Origin of the sequence: Streptococcus mitis (genome assembly GCF_023109515.1) — a bacterium.
In the GTDB taxonomy this organism is placed as follows: Bacteria; Bacillota; Bacilli; order Lactobacillales; family Streptococcaceae; genus Streptococcus; species Streptococcus mitis_CS.
In genome coordinates this window covers 252,448-270,059 of sequence record NZ_JALDUM010000002.1, presented here as the reverse complement: position 1 = coordinate 270,059, position 17,612 = coordinate 252,448, and the positions used below count along the sequence as shown (strand labels likewise).

16 protein-coding genes are annotated in these 17,612 nt (G+C 41.9%); 15 read left to right on the top strand and 1 reads right to left on the bottom strand.

All coding sequences use genetic code 11. The features are described from left to right. The first annotated feature begins 286 nt into the window (after nt 1-286). The 15 genes from M1G05_RS06965 (at nt 287) to M1G05_RS06895 (ending at nt 16,322) form a co-directional block, all read left to right on the top strand. Nucleotides 287-601 carry a hypothetical protein gene (locus M1G05_RS06965; protein ID WP_000439027.1) on the top strand — a complete coding sequence of 105 codons (315 nt, stop codon included), beginning with the start codon at nt 287-289 and terminating at the stop codon, nt 599-601. A gap of 215 nt (nt 602-816) precedes the next feature. After that, nucleotides 817-1,236 (top strand): DUF1492 domain-containing protein, encoded by a 420-nt coding sequence (locus tag M1G05_RS06960; protein ID WP_000187316.1) that lies wholly within the window; start codon nt 817-819, stop codon nt 1,234-1,236. After that, on the top strand, nt 1,236-1,628 hold the full coding sequence (locus tag M1G05_RS06955; protein ID WP_000417881.1) for an ArpU family phage packaging/lysis transcriptional regulator: 393 nt from the start codon (nt 1,236-1,238) through the stop codon (nt 1,626-1,628). The genes M1G05_RS06960 and M1G05_RS06955 overlap by 1 nt, the downstream gene beginning before the upstream one ends. A gap of 102 nt (nt 1,629-1,730) precedes the next feature. Then, nucleotides 1,731-1,940, top strand: coding sequence for a hypothetical protein (locus M1G05_RS06950; protein WP_001110380.1), 210 nt, complete (start codon nt 1,731-1,733; stop codon nt 1,938-1,940). A gap of 382 nt (nt 1,941-2,322) precedes the next feature. Further along, a complete protein-coding gene (locus tag M1G05_RS06945; protein WP_049543199.1) occupies nt 2,323-3,603 on the top strand; it encodes a glycoside hydrolase family 125 protein in 1,281 nt (426 codons plus the stop codon). A 99-nt stretch (nt 3,604-3,702) separates the two neighbouring features. Further along, the gene (locus M1G05_RS06940; protein ID WP_247953412.1) at nt 3,703-6,348 is read left to right on the top strand and encodes an alpha-mannosidase; all 2,646 of its coding nucleotides are present in this window, start codon (nt 3,703-3,705) and stop codon (nt 6,346-6,348) included. Nucleotides 6,349-6,431: 83 nt separating this feature from the next. Then, entirely contained in the window at nt 6,432-7,301 is an 870-nt protein-coding gene (locus M1G05_RS06935; protein ID WP_238096105.1) for an ROK family protein, read from the top strand. Further along, on the top strand, nt 7,295-9,175 hold the full coding sequence (locus tag M1G05_RS06930) for a beta-N-acetylhexosaminidase (protein WP_247953411.1): 1,881 nt from the start codon (nt 7,295-7,297) through the stop codon (nt 9,173-9,175). The genes M1G05_RS06935 and M1G05_RS06930 overlap by 7 nt, the downstream gene beginning before the upstream one ends. A gap of 209 nt (nt 9,176-9,384) precedes the next feature. Beyond that, entirely contained in the window at nt 9,385-10,314 is a 930-nt protein-coding gene (locus tag M1G05_RS06925; RefSeq protein WP_001032152.1) for an ABC transporter permease, read from the top strand. A gap of 13 nt (nt 10,315-10,327) precedes the next feature. After that, nucleotides 10,328-11,251, top strand: coding sequence for a carbohydrate ABC transporter permease (locus tag M1G05_RS06920; RefSeq protein ID WP_000818353.1), 924 nt, complete (start codon nt 10,328-10,330; stop codon nt 11,249-11,251). 103 nt (nt 11,252-11,354) lie between these two features. Beyond that, complete coding sequence (locus M1G05_RS06915) at nt 11,355-12,839, top strand: ABC transporter substrate-binding protein (protein ID WP_247953410.1); 1,485 nt, start codon at nt 11,355-11,357, stop codon at nt 12,837-12,839. A gap of 236 nt (nt 12,840-13,075) precedes the next feature. Next, complete coding sequence (locus tag M1G05_RS06910) at nt 13,076-13,765, top strand: CPBP family intramembrane glutamic endopeptidase (protein ID WP_247953409.1); 690 nt, start codon at nt 13,076-13,078, stop codon at nt 13,763-13,765. Nucleotides 13,766-13,820: 55 nt separating this feature from the next. Continuing rightward, nucleotides 13,821-14,117 carry a bacteriocin immunity protein gene (locus M1G05_RS06905; protein ID WP_049543194.1) on the top strand — a complete coding sequence of 99 codons (297 nt, stop codon included), beginning with the start codon at nt 13,821-13,823 and terminating at the stop codon, nt 14,115-14,117. A 131-nt stretch (nt 14,118-14,248) separates the two neighbouring features. Then, on the top strand, nt 14,249-15,235 hold the full coding sequence (gene trhO, locus M1G05_RS06900) for an oxygen-dependent tRNA uridine(34) hydroxylase TrhO (RefSeq protein WP_001030022.1): 987 nt from the start codon (nt 14,249-14,251) through the stop codon (nt 15,233-15,235). Between the two features lie 226 nt (nt 15,236-15,461). Beyond that, on the top strand, nt 15,462-16,322 hold the full coding sequence (locus M1G05_RS06895; RefSeq protein WP_247953408.1) for a DUF4299 family protein: 861 nt from the start codon (nt 15,462-15,464) through the stop codon (nt 16,320-16,322). 175 nt (nt 16,323-16,497) lie between these two features. Here M1G05_RS06895 and M1G05_RS06890 read toward each other — a convergent pair whose 3' ends face one another. Further along, entirely contained in the window at nt 16,498-17,562 is a 1,065-nt protein-coding gene (locus M1G05_RS06890; RefSeq protein ID WP_247953407.1) for a DUF6574 domain-containing protein, read from the bottom strand. Nucleotides 17,563-17,612 lie beyond the last annotated feature (50 nt).

The following is a 17,612-nucleotide window of genomic DNA, read 5'->3' as shown; positions in this document are numbered from 1 at the left end:
TAGATATATCAAGGATTTAAGTAAGTAGAGCGTTCCAAAAAGGGTGCGGTAAACGTTCCAAAAAAGGGTGAGGTAAGGATTAGGTTATATATAAAAAGTACAAGGTTAGTACAAGGTCACATACTTCAAAATACTAAGGTTTTACAAAGGTACAGGGCTTTTTTCTAGTGATAGAACCCCAAGGTTACCACAAGGTAGAGAGGTTTACCGAGGGTTAGAAAAGGTGAGGTTTTTGTGAAGTAGTGGCAAAAAAAATACCAAACGAACACCGTAGAAAGGATGCAATATGGAACGTGATAGCCGAGGGAGATTTTTACCAGGCAACCAAGTAGCAAAAGGCAACAGGGGCAACAGAAAGCCAAAATATGGCAATAGCAACGCTTTGAAGCATGGACTACGCAGAGGATATACTGGACTGTTACCAAGCCGAGAAGGTGGGGTATCTATATATAAAAATGGTGCATACCTTGGAACACTACCAGACAAGTATTTTAACCATTCTGAAGATGGAGCGCTTTGGGTAGATTATAGCGCGTGTCAGTATCTTGTATTAGTTTGTGGCTTGCCTGAAAGTATGTTTAGCGAACCAGAAGAATGGTAAGGGTCTATATACTTGAACTCCGAGCGAACGCCGAGAAAGTGGCTATCTCCCTCCCCACGCGCTTCTATGAGCTTCACCCGTCATTGTACATTTTTTCTCACGGGAAAGCATTTGAAGCTAGAGCGAACATAGAGAAATAGCAAAAAAAGCCAGCACAGGGCTGACTCCTTTGTGATATTCCGATAAAAATATTATATCATAGAGGAGGCCGAGGCATGACACCAGAGCAGGTAAAAGAAAAACTAGAGGGCGTTAAGTGGATAAGCAAGGAAATCAAAGGCTTATATTTGGAATTGGAGGCCCTGGAAGGTGGTATTATCAAAAAGCCAACACTAAGCCATAGCAGGGTACAGGCAAGCAGAGAGAACAAGACAGAGAACAATCTTATAAGTGTTCTAAAACTAAAAGAGGATACGCTTCAGAGGATTGAGCGACTTACTGAAGAGAGAATGGAAATATCTAGGCTGATTGATAAGTTGGTCAATCCGCTTGAGCGTTCTGTTCTAAGACTTTTTTATTTGAATAATCTTGTAGCTTTGGAAGTAGCTGAAGAAATAGGAAAATCAAGAACAAATGTATACTTAATTAGGCAAAAAGCTATAGAACACTTGAGCAAGGTGGAAGGAGCGAACTAATGGAGCTGGATAAGTTTAAAACGATGATGAACGTCAGAGAGCGGATGACTTACTTTCTACGTTTCCAGAGGATGGCAGGAAGTGAAAACCAAGTTACGATAGATGAAGAGGCTTGGGAACTTATCTTACCTGATCAGTGGAATTTGAGCGGTGAGCATGAAAAAGCAATCCGTGAGGGATTGGAGATATTCGCCCAAGACATCAACAGCATAGAGAACAAACGAGCCAGAAAATACTTTATTATCCATTATTGCTACATGAGGAAGAAAACAATGAGTGAATGCGTAGAGATGGCAGGTACTAGCTCCACTAGCTACCACCGATACAAACAGATAGCCGTCTTAAACTTTGCGAGAATCCACCAGAACGGAGAGCTAGAAGTGTATAAGTAGGCAAATGTAGTCTGAGACTTCATATTTGCCCATTGTATAAAGATAATATTGAAAAGTTTGCGAAAAAGGATTATACTGAAGTTGTAGCACAAGAGAAAACTCTTGAATTATTATCTCAAGCATTCGACTTTGAATTTGGAAGGATTGAATGATATGGTTAAAAAAGATATTTATGATTGGCCAGAAGGCGAAGACGACAATCTGGATGAATTGTTAAAAAAAGCCTATGAACGAAATAAGAATAAAACTGTTGAGGAGTTAGATGCCGAATGGGATGAATTTGTCAAGAGTCTAAAACTTGAAACGATTTAAATAAGCACCTAGAACAATCTAAGTGCTTTTTGATATGAGTTATTTTTGCCTTTTATATACTACGTGGTATAATGAACCTATCAGCAATAAAAAAAGCACGTTTGACCGTGCTAGTTTCTTGCCTGCTGAACTCGTCAAATCTTAGCCCTTTTGTGGGGCTTTTTTGCTCCCCTTTTTGCGTACTTTGGGGGAGCAAGTATTAAAAAGTAATGTTAGTATTTTTTGTTAAAAAGCGCGTGATATAAGGGTCAGGAAGCCCTAAGGAAACCTAAAATAATAATTCTTTTATTATGTAGAAAAATGACTATCATTTGTGTATGTATTTTCTGTCTCAAAAGCTATATACTGAAAATGAAACTTGTTTGAAAGAGGATACTGCACGATGATTTATTCAAAAGAAATTGTTAGAGAATGGCTAGATGAAGTGGCAGAGCGAGCTAAGGACCATCCAGAGTGGGTGGATGTTTTCGAGCGTTGTTACACAGACACCTTGGACAATACGGTTGAAATCCTAGAAGATGGTTCAACCTTTGTGCTCACAGGAGATATTCCTGCTATGTGGCTTCGAGATTCGACAGCTCAACTCAGACCCTACCTTCATGTGGCTAAAAGAGATGCCCTCCTGCGTCAGACCATTGCAGGTTTGGTCAAACGTCAGATGACCTTGGTACTCAAGGATCCTTATGCCAATTCCTTCAACATTGAGGAAAACTGGAAGGGGCACCACGAGACCGACCATACAGACCTTAATGGCTGGATTTGGGAACGCAAGTACGAGGTGGACTCGCTTTGCTATCCTTTGCAGTTGGCTTATCTCCTCTGGAAAGAGACTGGCGAGACTAGTCAGTTTGATGAGACTTTTGTCGCAGCGACCAAGGAAATCCTCCATCTGTGGACGGTGGAACAAGACCACAAGAACTCTCCTTATCGTTTTGTCCGAGATACGGACCGCAAGGAAGACACCTTGGTAAATGATGGCTTTGGACCTGATTTTGCAGTGACAGGTATGACTTGGTCAGCCTTTCGTCCGAGTGATGATTGCTGTCAGTATAGTTACTTGATTCCGTCAAATATGTTTGCAGCAGTAGTCTTGGGTTATGTGCAAGAAATCTTTACAGAATTGAATCTAGCTGATAGCGAGAGTGTCATCGCAGACGCTAAACGTCTGCAAGAAGAGATCCAAGAAGGTATCGAAAACTATGCTTACACCACCAACAGCAAGGGCGAAAAGATTTATGCCTTTGAAGTGGATGGTCTAGGAAATGCCAGCATCATGGATGATCCAAACGTTCCAAGTTTGTTGGCTGCGCCTTATCTGGGCTACTGCGATGTCAACGATGAAGTTTATCAAGCAACTCGTCGCACCATTCTGAGCCCTGAAAATCCATACTTCTACCAAGGAGAATACGCTAGCGGTCTCGGAAGTTCTCATACCTTCTATCGCTATATCTGGCCAATTGCCCTTTCTATCCAAGGTTTGACAACAAGAGATAAGGCAGAGAAGAAATTCTTGTTGGATCAGCTGGTTGCTTGCGATGGTGGTACAGGTGTCATGCACGAAAGCTTCCACGTGGACGACCCAACTCTCTACTCTCGTGAATGGTTCTCTTGGGCTAACATGATGTTCTGTGAATTGGTCTTGGATTACTTGGATATCCGCTAAGGAACATGCTTTAGCGCAACTGATTCTTGGAAAGAATCATAAATTTACATCCAAAAACGTTAACAATAAAAATTTAAATTTAGAATGAGGTTTTACTTCATGGAAAATGTTGTCGTACATATTATCTCACATAGTCACTGGGACCGTGAGTGGTACTTGCCTTTTGAAAGCCACCGTATGCAGTTGGTGGAATTATTTGACAATCTCTTTGATCTCTTTGAAAATGACCCTGGGTTCAAGAGTTTCCACTTGGATGGACAAACTATTGTCCTTGATGACTACTTGGAGATTCGCCCTGAAAATCGCGACAAAGTCCAACGCTACATTGACGAGGGCAAACTTAAAATTGGTCCCTTTTACATCTTGCAGGACGACTACTTGATTTCAAGTGAAGCCAATGTCCGCAATACTCTTATCGGTCAACAAGAAGCTGCCAAATGGGGCAAATCCACCCAGATTGGTTACTTCCCAGATACCTTTGGAAATATGGGACAAGCTCCTCAAATCCTGCAAAAATCAGGCATTCACGTGGCAGCCTTTGGTCGTGGTGTCAAGCCGATTGGATTTGACAACCAAGTCCTTGAAGATGAGCAATTTACTTCCCAGTTTTCAGAAATGTACTGGCAGGGCGCAGATGGTAGTCGTGTTCTCGGTATCCTATTTGCCAACTGGTACAGTAATGGAAATGAAATCCCAGTTGATAAAGATAAAGCCTTGACCTTCTGGAAACAAAAACTGGCAGACGTGCGTGACTACGCTTCGACCAACCAATGGTTGATGATGAACGGCTGTGACCACCAACCTGTACAGAAAAATCTGAGCGAAGCCATTCGTGTGGCAAATGAACTCTTCCCAGATGTAACCTTTGTTCATAGTTCTTTTGATGAATATGTCCAAGCCGTGGAAAGTGCCCTACCAGAGCAATTATCCACAGTTACAGGTGAGTTGACCAGTCAGGAAACAGACGGCTGGTACACACTTGCCAACACTTCTTCATCTCGTATTTATCTCAAACAAGCCTTCCAAGAAAATAGCAATCTCTTAGAGCAAGTTGTAGAACCCTTGACGATTATCACTGGGGGTCATAACCACAAGGACCAGTTGACCTATGCTTGGAAAACACTTTTGCAGAACGCGCCGCATGATAGTATCTGTGGCTGTAGCGTGGACGAGGTTCACCGTGAGATGGAAATCCGTTTTGCCAAGGTCAATCAAGTCGGAAACTTTGTTAAGAGCAATCTTCTTAACGAGTGGAAGGGTAAAATTGCTACGGCTAAGGCTCAAAGTGACTATCTCTTTACTGTCATTAACACAGGCTTGCATGATAAGGTTGATACTGTCAGCACAGTGATTGATGTAGCGACTTGTGATTTCAAGGAATTGCACCCAACAGAAGGTTACAAGAAGATGGCTGCTCTTACCTTGCCAAGTTACCATGTGGAGGATTTGGATGGTCGTCCTGTAGAGGCTAAAATCGAAGACCTTGGGGCTAATTTTGAGTACGATTTACCAAAAGACAAGTTCCGCCAAGCTCGTATTGCTCGCCAAGTGCGCGTGACCATTCCAGTTCACCTAGCGCCACTTTCTTGGACAACCTTCCAATTGCTGGAAGGAGAGCAAGCACACCGTGAGGGTATTTACCAAAACGGAGTGATTGATACACCATTCGTAACGGTGAGTGTAGATGACAATATCACAGTTTATGATAAGACAACTCACGAAGCCTATGAAGACTTTATCCGCTTCGAAGACCGTGGTGACATCGGAAACGAGTATATCTATTTCCAACCAAAAGGAACAGAGCCAATCTATGCAGAGCTTAAGGGCTACGAGGTCTTGGAAAACACAGCTCGCTACGCTAAGATTTTGCTCAAACATGAATTGACCGTGCCTGTCAGTGCGGATGAAAAGCTAGAAGAAGAGCAAAAAGGCATCATCGAGTTTATGAAGCGTGAGGCTGGACGTTCAGAAGAGTTGACAAGTATTCCTCTGGAAACTGAGCTGACTGTCTTTGTTGACAACCCACAAATTCGTTGCAAGACTCGCTTTACCAACACTGCCAAAGACCACCGTATCCGTCTCTTGGTCAAGACTCACAACACGCGTCCAAGCAATGATTCTGAAAGTATCTATGAGGTGGTTACACGACCAAACAAACCAGCAGCTTCATGGGAAAATCCTGAAAATCCTCAACACCAACAAGCCTTTGTCAGTCTGTATGACGATGAAAAAGGGGTGACTGTATCCAACAAGGGATTAAATGAATACGAAATCCTTGGAGACGACACCATTGCAGTGACTATTTTGCGTGCATCAGGTGAGCTAGGTGACTGGGGTTACTTCCCAACACCAGAAGCTCAATGCTTGCGTGAGTTTGAAGTTGAGTTTGCGCTTGAATGCCACCAAGCCCAAGAACGCTTCTCAGCTTTCCGTCGTGCTAAGGCCTTGCAGACACCATTTACCAGCCTTCAGCTTGCTAGACAGGAAGGAAGCGTGGCTGCGACTGGTAGCGTCTTGAGCCATTCTGTTCTCAGCATACCACAAATCTGTCCAACAGCCTTTAAGGTAGCTGAAAATGAAGAAGGCTATGTTCTTCGTTACTACAATATGTGTAGTGAAAATGTACGTGTACCGGAAAGTCAACATCTCTTCCTTGACCTACTTGAACGACCATACCCAGTTCATAGAGGACTCATTTCACCACAAGAGATTCGTACAGAATTCCTCAAAAAAGAAGAAATTTAATTTCAAAAAGTAAACATAAAAAGAAAGGAGGGGCGAAAAAGTAAGGACTAACTGCTGATTCGCCCCTTTTTATGGTAAAAACAATGACCATTGCAACGATTGATATCGGAGGGACTGGAATTAAGTTTGCCAGTCTGACTCCTGATGGGAAAATACTGGATAAGACAAGCATTCCAACGCCAGAAAGTTTGGAAGATTTACTAGCTTGGCTAGACCAGCGATTGTCAGAACAGGATTACAGCGGGATTGCTATGAGCGTTCCAGGTGCGGTCAATCAAGAAACAGGTGTGATTGATGGCTTCAGTGCTGTCCCTTATATCCACGGCTTTTCTTGGTATGAAGCCCTTGCCCATCATCATCTGCCTGTACATCTAGAGAATGATGCCAACTGTGTTGGACTTAGTGAACTGCTAGCTCATCCAGAGCTTGAAAATGCAGCCTGTGTCGTGATTGGGACAGGGATTGGCGGAGCCATGATTATCAATGGCAGACTTCACCGAGGTCGCCACGGCTTGGGTGGAGAATTTGGCTACATGACAACCCTTGCCCCTGCTGAAAAACTCAACAACTGGTCGCAACTAGCGTCAACTGGGAATATGGTACGATACGTGATTGAAAAGTTTGGTCAGACTGATTGGGACGGTCGCAAGATTTACCAAGAGGCCGAAGCAGGAAATGCCCTTTGTCAAGAAGCCATTGAGCGCATGAATCGTAATCTGGCGCAAGGCTTGCTCAATATCCAGTATCTGATCGATCCAGATGTCATTAGTCTGGGAGGCTCTATCAGCCAAAATCCAGATTTTATTCAAGGTGTCAAGGAAGCTGTTGAAGACTTTGTCGATACCTACGAAGAATACACGGTCGCACCAGTTATCCAAGCCTGCACCTATCATGCAGATGCTAATCTCTACGGAGCCCTTGTCAACTGGCTACAGGAGGAAAACCAATGGTAAGATTTACAGGACTTAGTTCCAAACAAACTCAGGCAATCGACTTGCTGATAAAGCACATTTCTTTACCAGATGTCGAAGTAGCTGTCGCCCAATCTGACCAAGCCTCTATCTCTATCAAGGGTGAGGGTGGACACTATCAACTAACCTATCGCAAACCTCACCAACTCTATCGCGCCTTGTCCTTGTTGGTAACAGCTCTAGCAGAAGGTGATAAAGTAGAGATTAAGGAGAAGGCAGCTTATGAAGATTTAGCCTACATGGCTGACTGTTCTCGAAATGCGGTGCTGAATGTGGCTGCTGCCAAGCAGATGATTGAGGTCTTGGCTCTCATGGGCTACTCAACCTTTGAGCTTTACATGGAAGACACTTACCAGATTGAAGGGCAGCCTTACTTTGGATATTTCCGTGGAGCCTACTCGGCTGAGGAGTTGCAGGAGATCGAAGCCTATGCCCAGCAGTTTGATATGACCTTTGTGCCTTGTATCCAGACCTTGGCCCACTTGTCAGCCTTTGTCAAATGGGGTGTCAAGGAAGTGCAGGAACTCCGTGATGTGGAGGATATTCTTCTCATTGGCGAAGAAAAGGTTTATGACCTGATTGATGGCATGTTTGCTACTCTATCTAAACTGAAGACTCGCAAGGTCAATATCGGGATGGACGAAGCCCACTTGGTTGGTTTGGGACGTTACTTGATATTGAACGGTGTTGTGGATCGTAGTCTCCTCATGTGCCAACACTTGGAGCGCGTGCTGGATATTGCTGACAAATATGGTTTCCACTGCCAGATGTGGAGCGATATGTTCTTTAAACTTATGTCAGCAGATGGCCAGTACGACCGTGATGTGGAAATTCCAGAAGAAACTCGTGTCTACCTAGACCGTCTCAAAGACCGAGTGACTTTGGTTTACTGGGACTATTATCAGGATAGCGAGGAAAAATACAATCGCAACTTCCGTAACCATCACAAGATTAGCCATGACCTTGCCTTTGCAGGTGGTGCTTGGAAGTGGATTGGTTTCACACCCAATAACCATTTTAGCCGTCTTATCGCTCTTGAAGCGAACAAGGCCTGTCGTGCCAATGATATCAAAGAAGTTATCGTGACGGGTTGGGGGGACAATGGTGGGGAAACTGCTCAGTTTTCTATCCTACCAAGCTTGCAAATCTGGGCAGAACTCTGCTACCGCAATGACCTAGACCGTTTGACTGCACACTTCAAAACCAATACAGGTTTATCGGTTGAGGACTTTATGCAGATTGACCTTGCCAACCTCTTGCCAGACCTACCAGGTAATCTCAGTGGCATCAATCCCAACCGCTATGTCTTTTATCAGGATGTTCTCTGTCCGATCCTTGACCGACACATGACACCTGAACAGGACAAACCGCACTTCGCTCAGGCTGCTGAGGCGCTTGCTAACATTAAAGAAAAAGCTGGCAACTATGCCTACCTCTTTGAAACTCAGGCCCAGTTGAATCAGATTTTAAGTAGCAAAGTGGACGTGGGACGGCGTATTCGTAAAGCCTATCAAGTAAACGATAAGGAAAGTCTGCAAGAAATCGCAAGACAAGAATTACCAGAACTCAGAAGCCAAATCGAACACTTCCATGCCCTCTTTAGCCACCAATGGCTGAAGGAAAACAAGGTCTTTGGCTTGGACACGGTTGATATCCGCATGGGTGGACTCTTGCAGCGGATCAAGCGAGCAGAAAGTCGTATCGAGGCTTATCTTGCTGGTCAAATTGACCGCATCGAAGAACTAGAAGTAGACATCTTGCCATTTACTGACTTCTACGCAGACAAGGACTTCGCAGCAACAACAGCTAACCAGTGGCATACCATTGCGACAGCTTCAACCATTTATACAACTTAAAAACAAGAATACCTTACCTTGGGCAGAGTGTTTCTCGTGAAACATTCCTTTCTTAAAAAAGTACTCCACATAAAATAATTTGTGGAGTTTTTTCTATAATTAGTAGTTTAACCTAACCTTCAAATAGGAGTATACTAATAATGTAATCGTTATCAAAAATCTAAAAAGGAATTTTTAGATGGATATCAAAATAAAAAAGGGAGGAAATTATGAATAAGTTTTCAAAAACCTTGAGAGACAACTGGATCTTTCTCTTGATGGTTTTACCAGGGGCACTCTGGTTGATTCTATTCTTCTACATTCCAGTATTTGGGAACGTGGTTGCCTTTAAAGACTACCACATGACCAGTAATGGTTTTATAGATAGTATCGTGAATAGTAAATGGGTCGGACTCGATAATTTCAGATTCTTATTTAGTTCAAAAGACGCCTTTATCATCACACGAAATACCGTCCTCTACAATCTAGGCTTTATCTTTATTGGTTTGATTGTATCTGTAGGGATTGCGATTATCCTCAGTGAACTCCGTTCTAAGAGAATGGTCAAGATCTTCCAAACTTCCATGTTGTTCCCTTACTTCTTGTCTTGGGTTATCATCAGTTTCTTTACAGATGCCTTCCTAAACATTGATAAAGGGGTGTTCAACCATTTCCTAGAGTCTATCGGAATGAAGGAAATCAATTTCTACGCTGACTTGGGTATCTGGCCATATCTTCTACTTTTCCTAGGTATTTGGAAAGGTTTTGGATATAGCAGTGTCATGTACTATGCGACAATCATGGGAATTGATCCAACCTACTACGAAGCAGCAACAGTGGACGGGGCTAGCAAATGGCAACGAATTCGCAATGTAACCATTCCGCAGTTGACACCATTGGTAACTGTATTGACCATCCTTGCAGTCGGAAATATCTTCCGTGCAGACTTCGGTCTCTTCTACCAAATCCCCCACAATGCTGGTCAGCTTTATAACGTAACCAACGTTTTGGATGTATATGTTTATAACGGTTTGACTCAGACAGCGGATATCGGGATGGCTTCAGCAGCAGGTCTCTACCAATCAGTTGTCGGCTTGATTCTGGTTATCCTATCAAACTTACTTGCAAGACGAGTTGATCCAAACTCAGCCTTGTTCTAGAAAGGAGGAGAATATGGCAGAAAAGAAAATTAAAAAAGAAAAAATTGATAATGTCGGCATTCACTCCTTCAGTAAGAAAGCAGATATCTTCTTCAGTACCATTTCTGGTTTGGTTGCCCTCTCTTGTATCCTACCCTTTGTATTCGTTATCGTTATTTCGGTGACAGATGAAAAGAGTATCCTCCAAAATGGATATAGCTTCTTCCCATCCCAATTTGGATTAGACGGTTTTGAGTTTTTGGCACAGTTTAAGGATAAAATTCTCCAAGCCCTCTTCATCTCAGTCTTTGTAACAGTGGTGGGGACGATCACAAACGTTTTTATCACAACAACTTATGCCTACGCTATTTCACGGACAACCTTTAAGTATCGCAGATTCTTTACGATTTTTGCCCTTCTTAGTATGTTGTTCAACGCTGGTTTGGTACCGGGCTATATCGTGGTAACTCGTTTACTTCAACTTGGTGATACAGTTTGGGCTTTGATTGTTCCAATGCTTCTCTCACCATTTAACATCATCTTGATGCGTTCCTTCTTCAAGAAGACCATTCCAGAAGCTATTCTAGAATCCGCTCGTATTGATGGTGCTAGTGAGGCCCGGATCTTCTTCCAAATCTGTTTGCCATTGTCACTACCAGGTATTGCAACCATCACGCTCTTGACAGCTCTTGGTTTCTGGAATGACTGGTTCAATGCCCTTCTTTACATCAAGAGTGACAACTTGTATCCATTGCAATATTTGCTCATGCAAATCCAACAAAATATGGATTACATCGCCAAAGCAGTCGGCCTATCTGGTCAACTGGGAGTTGCTCTTCCAAAAGAAACAGGTCGTATGGCCATGGTTGTGGTCGCAACCCTTCCAATCGCGATTTTGTATCCATTCTTCCAACGCTACTTTGTAAAAGGTTTGACTATCGGTGGTGTGAAAGAATAGTACTTGTCGAGAAAAATCATTTCTCATTTCCAAACTTCCCTTGCGTGAAGTTAAGATCATTATATTGTTTATAAGTTTAAAAATAAAAAAAGGAGTTTTTGTCATGAAAAACTGGAAAAAATATGCTTTTGCATCTGCTAGCGTAGTCGCTTTGGCTGCTGGTCTCGCTGCTTGTGGAAACCTTTCAGGTAACAGTAAAAAAGCTGCTGACTCAGCTTCAGGTGAAAAAACTGTTATCAAAATGTACCAAATCGGTGACAAACCAGATAACTTAGATGAATTGCTAGAAAATGCTAACAAAATCATCGGTGAAAAAGTTGGTGCTAAATTGGATATCCAATATCTTGGATGGGGTGACTATGATAAGAAAATGTCAGTTATCACATCATCTGGTGAAAACTACGATATCGCCTTTGCATCTAACTATGTTGTAAATGCTCAAAAAGGTGCCTATGCTGACTTGACTGACTTGTATAAGAAAGAAGGGGCAGAGCTTTATAAAGCACTTGACCCAGCTTACATCAAAGGTAACAGCATTAACGGTAAAATTTACGCAGTTCCAGTTGCAGCCAACGTTGCATCATCTCAAAACTTCGCTTTCAACGGAACTCTTCTTGCTAAATACGGTATCGATATTTCAGGTGTCACTTCATATGAAACACTTGAACCAGTCTTGAAACAAATCAAAGAAAAAGCTCCAGATGTAGTGCCATTTGCGGTTACTAAGAACTTCATCCCATCTGATAACTTTGACTACCCAGTTCCAAATGGACTTCCATTCGTTATCGACCTTGAAGGGGACACTACTAAGATCGTAAACCGTTACGAAGTGCCTCGCTTTAAAGAACACTTGAAGACTCTCCACAAATTCTATGAAGCTGGATACATTCCAAAAGACGTAGCAACAAGCGATACTTCATTTGACCTTCAACAAGATACTTGGTTCGTTCGTGAAGAAACAGTAGGACCAGCTGACTATGGTAACAGCTTGCTTTCACGTGTTGCAAACAAAGACATCCAAATCAAACCAATTACTAACTTCATCAAGAAAAACCAAACAACACAAGTTGCTAACTTTGTTATCTCAAACAACTCTAAGAACAAAGAAAAATCAATGGAAGTGTTGAACCTCTTGAACACTAACCCAGAACTCTTGAATGGTCTTGTTTATGGTCCAGAAGGCAAGAACTGGGAAAAAATTGCAGGTAAAGAAAACCGTGTTAAAGTCCTTGATGGCTACAAAGGAAACACTCACATGGGTGGATGGAATACTGGTAACAACTGGATTCTTTACATCAACGAAAACGTTACAGACCAACAAATCGAAGATTCTAAGAAACAGTTGGCTGAAGCTAAAGAATCTCCAGCACTTGGATTCATCTTTAACACTGACAATGTGAAATCTGAAATCTCAGCAATCTCTAACACAATGCAACAATTCGATACAGCTATCAACACTGGTACTGTAGACCCAGACAAAGCTATTCCAGAATTGATGGAAAAATTGAAATCTGAAGGTGCCTACGAAAAAGTATTGAACGAAATGCAAAAACAATACGATGAATTCTTGAAAAACAAAAAATCATAAGATTAATTGATTTCGTGTATTCATTCCTAATTCCTAAAAACTGAATCACTGTTTTCCTCAGGCTTATCTGGGGAAAGCAGTGATTTTTTGAAACGAGAGCATAGATATCTATGTTTCCTCATTTCCCTTATTGTAACCATTCAGGAAATCTCAAGCACTATTTAGGATTTAGAGTAAGGATTTGGGTAAATATGGTTTATATTAGAGATGTTACGAGTTTACAAAGGAGGGTTCACATGAAAAAGTATCAGCTTGTCTTCAAAATAAGTGCAGTCTTGTCTTACTTATTTTTCGTATTTGGTCTTTCTCAGTTGACGCTTATTGTCCAAAATTATTGGCAATTTTCTTCCCAGATTGGCAATTTCGTCTGGATTCAAAATATCTTGAGTTTACTATTTAGCGGAGTCATGATTTGGATTCTGGTTAAGACAGGCCATGGCTACCTCTTTCGTATTCCAAGAAAAAAATGGCTTTGGTATTCGATTTTGACAGTATTAGTGGTAGTGCTCCATATCTCTTTTAACGTTCAGACAGCTAAACATGTTCAGTCAACTGCTGAGGGTTGGGCTGTATTGATCGGTTATAGTGGGACCAACTTTGCTGAGCTAGGTATCTATATAACTTTGTTCTTTCTGACTCCACTTATGGAAGAGCTAATCTATAGAGGATTACTGCAACACGCCTTTTTTAAGCATTCGAGATTTGGCCTTGATTTGCTTCTTCCGTCAATTTTATTTGCTCTTCCTCATTTTTCAAGTCTGCCTAGTTTGTTAGATATCTTCGTCTTTGCAACATCTGGCATCATCTTTGCTAGTTTGACCCGCTATACCAAGAGCATTTATCCTTCCTATGCGGTGCATGTGATTAATAATATTTTCGCGACTCTACCATTTCTGCTGACTTTTTTACATAGGGTGTTTGGGTAAATACTGACGCGAGAGTTAGGAATGATAGCTTTTCAATTTAAGGAGGGAAATAAGAATGACACCATTAAAATGGTTTGCAGGAGGCAGCGAAAGACGTTGTGAAGCCATGACGATCATAGATCATCTATTGGAAGATATAAAGGATACGCCTCAACTGACTCCCTTGAAAAATCTGTTAGTGAGTTATAAAAGACGATTAGAGGACGATGGGACCTCTACTCCATTTATTTTGAGTCAAATGAATGTTGACCTTGCGCGCGTATTGATTGATAACAAGCTAAGTTTGTCAGAAAATCAAGCTGAGCAGATCAAAAAATTGAGAGAACTATCTGCAATTCGCTATGGTTACTGATGAAGTGCAGGGACAGGCCATCTTCTACAATTTCCAGTCAAATAAATTGCATTCGCTTTCTCAAGCAGGTATACTAGTATAGTTAGATGAAAAATTCTGAAAATTTAAGAATAGAAAAGAGAACAAATCTTATGGCAAAAGATATTCGTGTCTTACTTTACTACCTTTACACTCCAATTGAAAATGCAGAGCAATTTGCTGCAGACCACTTGGCTTTCTGTAAATCAATTGGCCTTAAAGGTCGTATCCTAGTCGCTGACGAGGGAATTAACGGAACAGTTTCAGGTGATTATGAAACAACTCAAAAATACATGGACTACGTTCACAGCCTCCCAGGTATGGAAGACCTCTGGTTCAAGATTGACGAAGAAAGTGAACAAGCCTTCAAGAAGATGTTTGTTCGCTACAAGAAAGAGATTGTCCACCTTGGTTTGGAAGACAACGACTTTGACAACGACATCAACCCACTTGAAACAACAGGTGCTTACTTGTCTCCAAAAGAGTTCAAAGAAGCTCTTCTTGACGAAGATACCGTTGTCCTTGACACACGTAACGATTATGAGTACGACCTAGGACACTTCCGTGGGGCTATCCGCCCAGATATCCGCAACTTCCGTGAGTTGCCACAATGGGTTCGTGATAACAAGGAAAAATTCATGGACAAGCGTGTCGTGGTTTACTGTACAGGTGGCGTTCGCTGTGAGAAATTCTCAGGTTGGATGGTCCGTGAAGGCTACAAAGATGTTGGCCAATTGCACGGAGGAATTGCAACTTACGGTAAAGACCCCGAAGTTCAAGGTGAGCTTTGGGATGGGAAAATGTACGTCTTTGACGAGCGTATTGCCGTAGATGTAAACCATGTCAACCCAACCATCGTAGGGAAAGACTGGTTTGATGGAACACCATGTGAACGTTATGTCAACTGTGGAAATCCATTCTGTAACCGTCGTATCTTGACATCAGAAGAAAATGAAGACAAGTACCTTCGTGGATGCTCACACGAGTGCCGTGTTCACCCACGTAACCGCTATGTTTCAGAAAATGAATTGACACAAGCTGAAGTGATCGAGCGCCTAGCCGCTATCGGTGAAAGCTTGGATCAAGCAGCTACTGTATAAGATTAAACAGTCCTTAGGGGCTGTTTTTCTATGCTTTTTACTCAAAAATTAATACTCAATGAAAATCAAAGAGCAAACTAGGAAGCTAGCCGCAGGCTGTACTTGAGTACGGCAAGGCGAAGCTGACGCGGTTTGAATTTGATTTTCGAAGAGTATAAAGTTTGTTTTTGTATCTTTCAGAAAAATAAGGTATACTATATGTAAACGATTTCAAAGGAGTCCGATTATGACGAAAACATTTTTTATTCCAAATAAACAGAGCATTTTAGGAGAGCAGGAAATTTTGACTGCCAAGTCGATCTTGGCCTTGGTAGATGGCTTGGAGTCACATAGCTATGATGCCGTCTATCTCCGTCAGCCTCTTAATCGTCTCGAGTATATCGAGTGTGCGATAGTGGGGCAATCGCAATTTCTCTTTAAAGTTAGTTATGCTGATGGTCAAAAGGCTTACCGTGTCGATCTTCCTGAGCTACTAACGAAGACAGACTGGCGGATTATCAAGTCATTTTTAGATGCTCTGCTTGCTTATACAGGAACTGAGATTGAAGGACTAGATGGTTTTGATTTTGAAGCTTATTTCCAAGCAAGTATTCAAGCTCATATTGCAGACACTGCGGCTCGTTTTACGATTTGCCAAGGAATTTTTAATCCTGTTTTCTTTAGTCATGAGGATTTGAAAAGCTTTTTAGGGGAAGATGGCTTGGCTCAGTTTGAAGCGCGTGTGCGTGCGGTTCAAGAGACAGACGCCTACTTTGCAAGAGTTTCCTTCTATCAGGATGGAGAAGGCCAAGTGCACGGTGTTTACCATCTGGCTCAAGGAGTCAAGACAGTATTACCGAGAGAACCATTTGTTCCTGCTGCCTATATTGAGCAATTGGTGGATAAGGAAGTCCAGTGGGAGATTGACTTGGTTCAAATCACAGGAGACGGCTCTAAACCAGAAGACTATGAAGCCATTGCCCGCTTGGACTATGCAAAATTCCTAGAGTCATTACCATCAGCATCTTACCACCAACTAGACGCCAATCAATTAGAAGTGCAACCCATCTTAGACAAAGATTTTAAAACATTAGCACAAGAAAAGTAAAGCAGAAGCAGGTCAATCGACTTGCTTTTTGATATATAAAAAATCCTGCCATGGAAGACAGGATTGCTACTCAATGAAAATCAAAGAGCAAACTAGGAAGCTAGCCGCAGGCTGTACTTGAGTACGGTAAGGCGAAGCTGACGTGGTTTGAAGAGATTTTCGAAGAGTATGAAGTTTAAAGAAAGGCTAAGATACGGAGATAATCTCCAATCAGTGCCACTTCAGCTACAAAGAAGAGGAGGATAATGACTCCGTTCACAAGGACAGACAAGAATAACTGATAGAAGGAGTCGGTTTCACTTGCTTGACTAGGTCTTGTAATGACATGGAGGCTAGCAAGCAGAATGATTCCAATGCTAATCACACACAAGAGGGCTGTAAATCGTAGGCTGTCAAAGAAGGCAAAGAAACTAGCAATAGCAGTGAGGAAGATTGGAATTGCCAAGAGTTGACTATACTGTTGGAGAACCTTTTCTAGCGTCCAGTCCTTTTCTTGGTAGATAAATCGTCTCACGACGAAACTACCCAAGAGGAATGAAAAGAAGAAGAGTGTTGTTGCTACTAGGATAGAGATAATCGAAAAGAGATTTAATGAAGCAAATTGTTCAGGGAAGTGATTATGCATAGTTGCTATATGTCCATAGTAAGCATGTTTGATGTGGTAGATACTAAAGAAAAAGGAAGATGCAGAAAACAGAATGAGCAAGAGAAAGGCTGTGTAACTGTGTGTGCTACTTGTTTCAAGACTGCTTGTAGGAGATTTGAGAGCCTCCACTAGCCAAGACCAAAAATCAAGCGCTTGCTCTTTCCATCTATCCGTAGATTTTGGAGCTTGGTCGGGGATATAGGGACTTTCTAAGGATTGACTGATAAGAAGGGGCTCTTTCGTGGTTGGTTTTTGCTGAGGAAGTGCTTCTTGACTCTCTTCAGCTATAGTGACTTTTTCTGTTTCTTTAGAAAGATCTTGCTCTTCTTCAGTAGAATCTAATGCTTTCTTTTCTTCTATTTCTGTTCTCGATTCACTGTCTTCAGGCGTTCCAATTGTCCCTTTTTGCTGGCTTTCCAGTTTGACTTCAGCTTGAGAGACTTCCTCCTCTACTTGAGTATTTTTTTCAATTGGTGTATCGAGATCGGCTATCGTTTCTTCAGTCTTGTCTGCAACCTCTTGAGCTTGCTCTTCAGGTTTGTTCTTGCTTGTTGTTTTTACAAAATCATTACTTTCAAACCATTCTTGTTTCATGGTAGAACCTCCTTTTTAGTTAGATAAATATGCTTCCATAGTAGCAGATG